9 protein-coding genes and 1 pseudogene are annotated in these 9,494 nt (G+C 71.7%); 5 read left to right on the forward strand and 5 right to left on the reverse strand.

Going from position 1 to position 9,494, the window contains the following annotated elements:
* The 3 genes and pseudogenes from H7I41_RS09330 to H7I41_RS09340 form a co-directional block, all read left to right on the forward strand.
* Positions 1-251 (forward strand): annotated as a pseudogene (locus H7I41_RS09330) (DUF4350 domain-containing protein); the annotation flags it as partial.
* Positions 248-1,243 (forward strand): AAA family ATPase, encoded by a 996-nt coding sequence (locus H7I41_RS09335; protein WP_264012298.1) that lies wholly within the window; start codon positions 248-250, stop codon positions 1,241-1,243. The pseudogene H7I41_RS09330 and the gene H7I41_RS09335, both read left to right, overlap by 4 nt.
* Positions 1,243-2,565, forward strand: coding sequence for a DUF58 domain-containing protein (locus tag H7I41_RS09340; RefSeq protein WP_264012299.1), 1,323 nt, complete (start codon positions 1,243-1,245; stop codon positions 2,563-2,565). The genes H7I41_RS09335 and H7I41_RS09340 overlap by 1 nt, the downstream gene beginning before the upstream one ends.
* Before the next feature lie 16 nt (positions 2,566-2,581).
* Here H7I41_RS09340 and H7I41_RS09345 read toward each other — a convergent pair whose 3' ends face one another.
* Complete coding sequence (locus H7I41_RS09345) at positions 2,582-3,574, reverse strand: stage II sporulation protein M (protein ID WP_264012300.1); 993 nt, start codon at positions 3,572-3,574, stop codon at positions 2,582-2,584.
* A 98-nt stretch (positions 3,575-3,672) separates the two neighbouring features.
* Here H7I41_RS09345 and H7I41_RS09350 point away from each other — a divergent pair, with 98 nt between their 5' ends.
* Positions 3,673-4,503, forward strand: coding sequence for an RDD family protein (locus H7I41_RS09350; protein WP_372503717.1), 831 nt, complete (start codon positions 3,673-3,675; stop codon positions 4,501-4,503).
* On the opposite strand, the gene H7I41_RS09355 is transcribed toward H7I41_RS09350, so the two are convergent.
* Positions 4,487-4,984: an anthrone oxygenase family protein gene (locus H7I41_RS09355; RefSeq protein ID WP_264012302.1), complete on the reverse strand. Its 498-nt coding sequence runs from the start codon at positions 4,982-4,984 to the stop codon at positions 4,487-4,489. The genes H7I41_RS09350 and H7I41_RS09355 overlap by 17 nt on opposite strands.
* An 86-nt stretch (positions 4,985-5,070) precedes the next feature.
* Between H7I41_RS09355 and H7I41_RS09360 the strand changes: the two genes are divergently transcribed.
* Positions 5,071-6,033, forward strand: coding sequence for an AraC family transcriptional regulator (locus H7I41_RS09360; RefSeq protein ID WP_264012303.1), 963 nt, complete (start codon positions 5,071-5,073; stop codon positions 6,031-6,033).
* Between the two features lie 22 nt (positions 6,034-6,055).
* Here the strand turns inward: H7I41_RS09360 and H7I41_RS30295 are convergent, their stop codons facing one another.
* From H7I41_RS30295 to H7I41_RS09375, 3 genes are all read right to left on the reverse strand, one after another.
* Positions 6,056-7,429 carry a DUF4253 domain-containing protein gene (locus H7I41_RS30295; protein WP_264012304.1) on the reverse strand — a complete coding sequence of 458 codons (1,374 nt, stop codon included), beginning with the start codon at positions 7,427-7,429 and terminating at the stop codon, positions 6,056-6,058.
* A 47-nt stretch (positions 7,430-7,476) separates the two neighbouring features.
* A complete protein-coding gene (locus H7I41_RS09370; protein WP_264012305.1) occupies positions 7,477-8,793 on the reverse strand; it encodes a carotenoid oxygenase family protein in 1,317 nt (438 codons plus the stop codon).
* Positions 8,794-8,858: 65 nt separating this feature from the next.
* On the reverse strand, positions 8,859-9,494 hold a 636-nt coding region (locus tag H7I41_RS09375; RefSeq protein ID WP_264012306.1), incomplete at its 5' end, for an SDR family oxidoreductase.

Here is a 9,494-nt window from a genome sequence, read left to right on the forward strand (position 1 = left end):
GCCGCGGCCGCGCCCGCGACCGCGCCGCCGAGGCGCTGCGCACCGCCACCGTGGGGCGCCTGCTCCCCCGGCTGGGGTTGTCGCACGGAGCGGTGCCGCCCACCATCGTGGCCGCCGTCGCGGCGCGCACCGGGTCCGACCCGCAACTGGTCGGTCACACGCTGTTCGGTCCGCCACCCGAGACCGACGACGACCTGCTACACCTCGCCCACCAACTCGACGAAACCGAAAGGCAGGTCGCCCAGTCGTGACTCAGCCGGCAGCACACACCACAGACCAGGCCGCCGCATCGGCGTCGTCGGACTCCGCCCGTAATGCGTTGCTGGCGTTGCGCACCGAGATCTCCAAGGCGGTCGTCGGGCAGGACGCGGTGGTCAGCGGGCTGGTGGTGGCCCTGCTGTGCCGCGGCCACGTGCTGCTCGAGGGTGTGCCCGGTGTGGCCAAGACCCTGCTGGTGCGCACCCTGGCGGCGGCGCTGCAGCTGGAGTTCAAGCGGGTGCAGTTCACGCCCGACCTGATGCCCGGCGACGTCACCGGATCTCTGGTCTACGACGCCCGCAGCGCGGAGTTCGAGTTCCACTCCGGCCCCGTGTTCACCAATCTCCTTCTGGCCGACGAGATCAACCGGACGCCGCCCAAGACCCAGGCCGCCCTGCTGGAGGCGATGGAGGAGCGCCAGGTCAGCGTCGAGGGTCATCCACGGCCGCTGCCCGACCCGTTCATCGTCGCGGCCACCCAGAACCCGATCGAGTACGAGGGCACCTATCAGCTGCCGGAGGCCCAGCTCGACCGGTTCCTGCTCAAGCTCAATGTGCCGCTGCCGCCGCGTGATCAGGAGATCGCCATCCTGGCCCGCCACGCCCGCGGCTTCGACCCGCGGGACCTGTCGGCCGTCAGACCGGTGGCAGGACCCGCCGACCTGGCGGCCGCCCGGGAGGCGGTGCGTCAGGTGCTGGTGGGCGACGAGGTGCTGGGCTACATCGTCGACATCGCCGGCGCCACCCGGCATTCGCCCTCGCTGCAGCTCGGTGTGTCGCCGCGCGGGGCGACGGCGCTGCTCGCGACGGCCCGCTCGTGGGCCTGGCTGTCCGGGCGCAACTACGTCACCCCCGACGACGTCAAGGCGATGGCGCGGCCGACGCTGCGGCACCGCGTGGCGATGCGCCCGGAGGCCGAACTCGAGGGCGCCGATCCCGACGGCGTGCTCGACGGCATCCTGGCGGCCGTTCCGGTCCCGCGGTAGTGGTCCTCACCGGGCGCGCCGGCCTGGTAGCACTGGCCTGCGTGCTGCCGATCGCGGTCTCACCTTGGCCGGCAACGGCTTTCGTGGTGCTGTTCGGCGCGCTGGTGGCCGTGATCGCGCTCGACGTCGCACTGGCGGCGAGCACCCGCGGGCTGCGGCTGCACCGCTCCGGGGAGACGTCGGCGCGGCTGGGTCAGCCGGTCGACGCGGTGCTCACCGTCGAGCACCCCGGCCGGCGAAGGTTTCGTGGCCGGGTCCGCGACGCCTGGCCGCCGAGCGCACGCGGCGAACCGCGCACCCACCAACTGGAGATCGCTGCCGGACAGTCCGTTCGGGTGGTCACCCTGCTGCGTCCGAGCCGTCGCGGCGACGTGCGCTCGGAATTCGTCACCGCGCGGTCGATCGGTCCGCTCGGTCTGGCCGGACGGCAGAGCAGCCACCGGGTGGCCGCGGCGATACGCATCCTGCCGCCGTTCCTGTCCCGCAAGCATCTGCCGTCCCGCCTGGCGAGGTTGCGTGAGCTCGACGGCATGGTGCCGGTGCTGATCCGCGGCCAGGGCACCGAATTCGACTCGCTGCGTGAGTACGTCGTCGGCGACGACGTCCGGTCGATCGACTGGCGCGCGACGGCGCGGCGAGGTGACGTGGTGGTGCGCACCTGGCGCCCCGAGCGCGACCGCCGGGTGGTGATCGTGCTCGACACCGGACGGACGTCGGCGGGTCGTGTCGGCGTCGACCCCACGTCGAGCGAACCCTCCGGGTGGCCACGGCTGGACTGGTCGATGGACGCGGCGCTGCTGCTGGCGGCGCTGGCCGCGCGGGCCGGTGACCACGTCGACTTCCTCGCCCACGACAGGGTGAGCCGGGCGGGGGTGTTCAGCGCCTCACGCACCGAGGTGCTGGCGCAGCTGGTGACGGCGATGGCGCCGCTGGAGCCCGCACTCGTGGAATCCGACGCCGCCGCGATGGTGGCCGCGGTCCAGCGCCGGGTGCGCCGCCGCGCGCTGGTGGTGCTGCTGACCGACCTGAACGCCTCGGCACTCGACGAGGGCCTGATGGCGGTGCTGCCGCAGCTGACCGCCCGGCATCAGGTGCTGCTGGCGGCAGTGGCCGATCCCCGGGTGGAGACGCTGGCCGCCGGGCGCACCGACGCCGCCGCGGTGTACGACGCGGCGGCGGCCGAGCGGTCCCGCAACGACCGGCGCGCGATCGCGTCGCGGCTGCGGCGGCACGGCGTCGACGTGGTCGACGCGCCGCCCGACGACCTCGCGCCCGCGCTGGCCGATCACTACCTGGCGATGAAGGCCACCGGCCGCCTCTAGGCGCTCGCCAGAGAACTCAGCGGGTGGGCACCACGTCGGGGGCGTCGTCGACGTCGCCGGTCTCACCCGCCCGCACGGCCTTGCGGCCGAAATGCACGATGTAGGCGAGGAACGCGAGCTCCGCGGCCACCCCGATCGCGATGCGCACGAAGGTGGGGAACGGCGCGGGCGTCACCAGCGCCTCGATCAGACCCGACACCAGCAGCACCGCAACCAGTCCGATGGCCACAGACATCACCGCCCGGCCCTGCTCGGCGAGCACCTGACCCCTGGGCCGATCGCCCGGCGACACCACGGTCCAGCCCAGCCGCATCCCGGCCGCCGCCGCGAGGAACACCGCCGTGAGCTCCAGCAGCCCGTGCGGCGCCAGCAGACCCAGGAACACGTCGCCCTTCCCCGCGTCGAACATCAGCCCCGCCGAGACGCCGAGATTGGCCGCGTTCTGGAACAGGATGTACGGGATCGGGAGGCCGAGCAGGATCGCGAAGACGATGCACTGGGCGGCCACCCACGCGTTGTTCACCCACACCCGCAGCGCGAACGACCCCGCGGGGTTCTCGCTGTAGTAGGCGGCGAACTCCTCGTTGACGAGCTTGGCGATCTCGTCCGGCGTGCCGATCGTGGCCTGCACCTCCGGGGTGCCCGCCACCCACAGCGCGATCACCGCCGCGACGGCGAAGAACGCCACCGCCGAACCCAGCCACCAGCGCCACGACCGGTAGGCCACCACCGGGAACGACACAGTCCAGAACCGGACGAACTCCGACCACAGCGGTGCGTGGGCCGCGGTGACCGCCGACCGGGCCCGCGCCACCAGCCCCGACAGCCGGCCCACCAGCATGGAGTCGGCCGACGCGCTGCGCACCATCGACAGGTGTGTCGACACCCGCTGATACAGGTCGACCAGCTCGTCGATCTCGGCTCCGGTGAGCCTGCGGCGGCGCTTGATCAGCTCATCGAGCCGGTCCCACGTGCGTCGGTGGGCCAGCACGAACGCGTCGACATCCACCCGGGCCAGCCTAGTAGCGTGGCGACATGGTCTCCCAGCCCGAGCCGGTGGTGACCGGGGATGCGGTCGTCCTCGACGTGCAAATCGCCCAGCTACCGGTGCGTGTCCTGGCGGCCATCATCGACGTGATCGTGGTGCTGGCCGGCTACCTCGTCGGGGTGCTGCTGTGGGCGTTGACGCTGACCGACCGCGATCCCGCCTTCGTCGCGGCGGTGCTCATCATCTTCACCGTCGTGACCATCGTCGGCTATCCCGTCGTCTTCGAAACGGCGACGCGCGGAAAATCTTTGGGGAAAATGGCACTCGGCCTGCGGGTGGTGTCCGAGGACGGCAGCCCGGAACGCTTCCGCCAGGCGCTGTTTCGCGGATTGTCCGGCTTCATCGAGCTCTGGACGTTCACCGGCGGGCCCGCGGTCATCTGCAGTCTGCTCTCGGCGAAGGGCAAGCGCATCGGCGACATCTTCGCCGGCACCGTGGTGATCAGCGAGCGGGCGCCGAAGATGTCCCCGCCGCCCGCGATGCCGCCGTCCATGGCGTGGTGGGCAGGCACGCTGCAGCTCTCCGGGCTGCGCGCCGAGTCGATCGAGCTGGTCCGCCAGTTCCTCAACCGGGCACCGCAACTCGACCCGCGGATCCGTGAGGTGATGGGGCACCGGATCGCCGCCGACGTGGTCGCGCAGATCTCGCCGCCGCCTCCGCCGGGCGCACCGCCGCAGTACGTGCTCGCCGCCATCCTCGCCGAGCGGCACCGCAGGGAGTTGGTGCGGCTCGGTGCGCACACCGCACCGCCGGGACCACCCCACCCGCAGACCCCGCCGTTCGCACCCGTTCCCGCGACCTACACCGCACAGCCGCCGTACGCACCCGCTCCCCCGACGTATGCGCCGCAGCCCGGCGGGCAGCCGGGCGGCTTCACTCCCCCGAGTTGAGCCCGAGGGCCATCAGCACGGCCGCCGCGATCCCGGCGGCGGCGCGGACGTGGTTCCACGCCGTCCAGGTCGAGAGATAGGCGGCCCATTCGCGGGTGGCCTCCGCCACGCCGAGTGCAGTGGGGTCGACGGTGTCGAGGTGGTTGTTGAGCGGCACGTTGACCGCCACCGTGATGACGAAGCCGGCCACGCCCGCCACCCCGCCGGCCAGCAGCAGCCAGCCGCCGGGCTGGCCGATGCGCACCACCGCGACAACCACGACGGCGGCCGACAGCAGCGCCGACCCGACGAACACCAGCAGGAACGGCCCGTTGGCCTGCGCCTCGGCGTTCATCCCGCGCATCGCGGTGATCGCGGCGACGGGTCCGGTTCGACCGAGTCCGCGCATGACGATCGTGGAGAACGCGTAGAACACCCCGCCGACCACGGCGGCGGCGATCGCGGCGGTGACGGTGAGGGCGAGGACGGGATTGAGGCTCATGTGTCGACTCAACCGCGCCTGAGCGAGACGATCCATCGTCGATCGTCCCGGTTCCATACGCAGGCGTCTGGGTCTACGCTCGCGGCGTGGACGCTGTGGTCGGTCTGCTCGACGGGGTGCGGGCGCGCGGAGCTTTCGTGCTGCGGATGGTGATGGACCCGCCGTGGTCGATGAGCATCCGTGACGAGGCGCCGCTGACGCTGATCTGCCAGACCCACGGCAGCGCTGCCATCGTCGGCCCGCTCAGCGGCACGACCTGGCTGCATCCCGGCGACGTCGCGGTCGCCCGCGGCACCCAGCACTACGTGTTCGCCGACGACCTGACGAGCGCCCCGACGGTGGTGATCCACCCGGGGCAGCGGTGTACCACGGTGTCCGGCGCGGATCTGCGCTTCGAGATGTCGGTCGGCGTCCGTACCTGGGGCAATTCGGCAGCCGGCTCCACCCGTGCGGTGGTGTGCGCCTACGAGGGCCGCAGCGAGGTGAGCACACGGCTGCTCGACGCGCTGCCGCCGGTGCTGGTGGTGCGCTCCGGCGAGTGGGACAGCCCGCTGGTCGACCTGCTGGCCGACGAGGCCGGTTGCGACGGGCCCGGCCAGGAGGCCTACCTGGACCGGCTGCTGGACCTGCTGCTTATCGCGGTGCTGCGCAACTGGTTCGGCCGCGACGGTCATGCGCCGACGTGGTGGTACGCCGAGCAGGACGCGGTGGCCGGCCCGGCGCTCAAGCTGATGTACAACAATCCCGCCCACCCCTGGACGGTCGCCGAACTCGCTGCGGCCGTCGGTGTCTCGCGCGCCGTCTTCGCACGACGGTTCACCGGGCTGGTCGGCGAGCCGCCGATCGCATTTCTGACCCACTGGCGGCTGGCGCTGGCCGCCGACCTGCTGCGCGACGGCGGGAACACCATCGCCGCGGTGGCCCGCCGGGTCGGCTACAGCACGCCGTTCGCGTTGAGCAGTGCGTTCAAGCGGGCCTACGGGATGAGCCCGAACGCACACCGCATCGCGGCGCGGTCCGCGCCGGCGTCCGGCGCCGCCGCGCTGTGAGACATGTTCTGCGACAGGCGGTTCAGTCCCACCAGAAGTTCCAGATGTCGAAGCCCAGCCGGTTGGCCAGCGCGTCGATGGAACCCGACCCCTGGAGCACGGAGTCGGTGCAGTACAGGAACGCCTCCAGCGCCGCCGAGCGCATCGCGGGCGGCAGCCGTGGCGGCTGGGTGACGCGCAAGACCATGGACTCGTCGTCGAGTGCTGCGACGTGGGCGTCGAACTTGCCCGCCCAGCGCCGCAGGACCGCGGTGTGGCCGCTGCCGGTGATGTCGTAGTTGACGGCGCCGGACCACTGCAGCAACGCGGGCACGTACCAGGGCGCCGGCGTGGGCACCAGCGCCAGCCGGTCGAACCGGCCGGTGTCGTCCATCTCCGCCCAGGTCTGTCTCCAGTGGGTGCGCTGCAGACCGATGAGCTCGACGCCCTCGGCCCGCGGCAGGTCGTCGTTGTGCGCGGTGTAGGAGCGGTATTCGCGTTCCAGCCAGGCCGCGCCGTCGGGGCCGCCGGTCCACAGCGCCGGATCCTCGACGCCGCCGTCACCGCCGATGCGGTGCCACGTGCGCGCTGTGATGAGCACCGGCCACAGACCGGTCTGCGGGAACAGGTTCCGGATCTGTGCCCACAACCGCGCCGCCTCGTCACCGGGGGGCACCGGCACCGTCCACAGCGGCCCGCCGTGCGCCAGCACGCCGTCGTGGCGGCTCACCTCGGCGAGTTGGACGCCGTGCACGACGAAGGCGGCGGCCGGGTCGGCGGTCGGCCGCACGGCCGCAGGCGCCTCGACCGCGGGATCGGGTTCGAACGGCGGCGCCCCGAGGTCCGGGTACTCGGGCGCCGGCTTCTCCGCACCAGGCAGTAGATCGCTCCAGAATGCCAGTGGCACTGCAGCTTCCACCGGTTCCGCCGGACCGCCACACACGCGGGCGATGAAGTCGTGCAGGTCCCTCCCCGCGTGGGACACGTCGGCGCCGTCGAGCAGCCACACCGGCGGAGCGGTCCCGCCCCTGCCTGCGGGCAGGTAGCACTGCCGGAACACGGGCAGCATCCGCGGCGCCGTGCCGAGCATCCGGCTCGCCACGTGCATCGCCAGGTCCCCGGAGTCCGGTCGCTCACCCCAGGCGACACCCCAGAACCCGTCCTCCTTGACCGCGCGCAGCAGATCGCGGGCCGGCCAACCGACATGGAAGATCAGCGCCGTGTCGTCACTTCGCCAGTCCGGCCACCCGCGGCCGGTGGGCAGGCCGGCGGCCAGGAAGGCGCGGTGGTCGTCGCCGAATTCGAAACCGAAGCGCGCCTCCACGGCGCTGATCTCGGCGTCGGTGAGGCCCGGCGCGATGGTCACCTGCCCGCTGTCGGCCAGCACCCTGGCCGCCGCCCGCCCGATCTCGCTCACCAGGTGAGCTTATGGCCGCCGGGAGAGCCCCCGATGCGGCAGTTTCCTCAGCCGGCGATCCAGTTGCCGTGGAAGCCGTACGGAACACGTTGCGGCAACGCGATCTTCGCGACCGGTGCGGCCGCGAAGTCGGCGGCGTCCAGGATCACCAGGTCACTGCCGTCGCGCACGGGATCGTAGACGTAGGCCAGGTAGTAGCCGTTGCTCTCGTCCACAGCGCCGGTGGACGGCACGAACACCGCCTCGCCGGGTCCGCCCTCGCCGAAGGAGTGCTCGACGGCCGCACCGGTGGTCAGGTCGTAGCGCAGCAGGCTGTGGTCGGCGACGGTCACCGTGTACCGCGCGGGCAGGGTGGCCAGCCGGTCGTCGATCCTCGGGAACTCGACCCCGCGGTCGTCGAGGGGGCGTTCGGACACGGTGCCCGTGGCGAGGTCCAGCGTCCAGCTCCACAGCACACCGTCGGGGTCGGACGCACCGCTGCCGCGCCACAGGCTGGGGTAGCGCACCGCCTGCAGGACGAGCGAGTCGCCCTCGTCGTAGCTGTTGACGACGTGGAACACGTAGCAGGGATCGATGTCGAACCAGCGCACCGTCCCGAACGGGTCGTCGCGCCGCAGCACACCGAAGCGCGCTCCGTAGGCGTCGTCCCAGCGGAACGGCATGTCGCCCTTGATCGCGATGTCGAGGTCGAACACCACCGGCAGGTCCATGAACACGACGTGCTCGGCGGTCAGCGCGAAGTCGTGCATCATCGTCAGCGCCGGGACGTCGACCGGGCGGTTCACGGTCAGGACACCGTCGGCGTCGGCACGGTGATAGGTGACGTGCGGGGCGAGGAGGCTGCCGTAGCCGAAGAAGTGCAGCTCCCCGGTGGCCGGGCAGATTTTGGGATGCGCGGTCATCGAGTCGTTGAGCCTGCCTCCGAAGTCGTACGCGCCGATGGTCTGCAGGTCGTTCGAGATCTCGTACGGCAGCGACGATTCGACCAGCGCCAGCGTCTTGCCTGCGTGGTTGACGACGTGGGTGTTGGCGACGCTCGAATGCAGGTTGCGGGTGCCGTCGTCGTTGAACACCGGGAAGTCGTTCTCGAAGCTGTCGGTGCGCACCCACCGGTTGCGGTACCAGGCGACCCGGCCGTTCTCGATGCGGACGCCGTGGATCATCCCGTCGCCGGTGAACCAGTGGCCGGTGGGTTGCCGCGGATTCGGGCCGTTGCGCAGGTACCAGCCGCACAGGTCGGCCGGGATGGCGCCCTCCACGGGAAGGTCGAAGGCGGTGAGTTCGTCCGGGACGGGCGCGTAGTTCCCCCGGAGGAAGAACTGGTCGGTATCGGACAGAGCCGAGGTGTCGGCGGTGTCGGTCATGTGCGCTCCTGTCAGCCGGCGTCCGGAGGGGCGCGCGAAACACCCCTCCGGTCCGATCATGCGCCTCAGATCGCCTGCCCGGTGGGCAGGATGGTGATCTCGGTGAGATTGACGTGCCGCGGGACCGAGGCGATGAAGGCCACCGCCTCAGCGACGTCGGCCGGCGAGAGCACCTCGATGTCGCGGATCAGGTCCGCCATCAGCTTGCTGGCGTCGGGGTCGGTGACGTGCGAGGGCAGTTCCGTGTCGACCATCCCCGGTTCGATCGTCGACACCCGGACCATCTTGCGGCCGAGCTCCACCCGGAGCACCCGCGTCAGGTGGCTGATGTAGGCCTTGGTGCCCGAGTAGACGGAGAACTTCTCGAGCACGCGGGTGGCCGCGATCGACGACGTGCTGATCAGGTCGGCGGGCCTGCCGGCGGCGGCCGCCTCGACCAGGTGCGGGACGAACGCGCCGATCACGTTCATCACGCCGGTGACGTTCAGGTCGATCTGGCGCTGCCAGTCATCGACCTGCAGGTCGTCGATCGGCGAGATCAGCTGCACCCCGGCGTTGTTGAACACAAGGTCGACGGGGCCGAGCTCGCCGGCCACCCGGTCCGCGGCGGCCGCGACGGCGGCCCGGTCCGTGACGTCGAGGGGAAGGGCCAAGGCGGTGCCGCCGGCCGAGCGGATGCGCCCGGTGAGCGCCTCGAGCCG

It is taken from the genome of [Mycobacterium] manitobense, assembly GCF_025821665.1.
In the GTDB taxonomy this organism is placed as follows: domain Bacteria; phylum Actinomycetota; class Actinomycetes; order Mycobacteriales; family Mycobacteriaceae; genus Mycobacterium; species Mycobacterium arseniciresistens.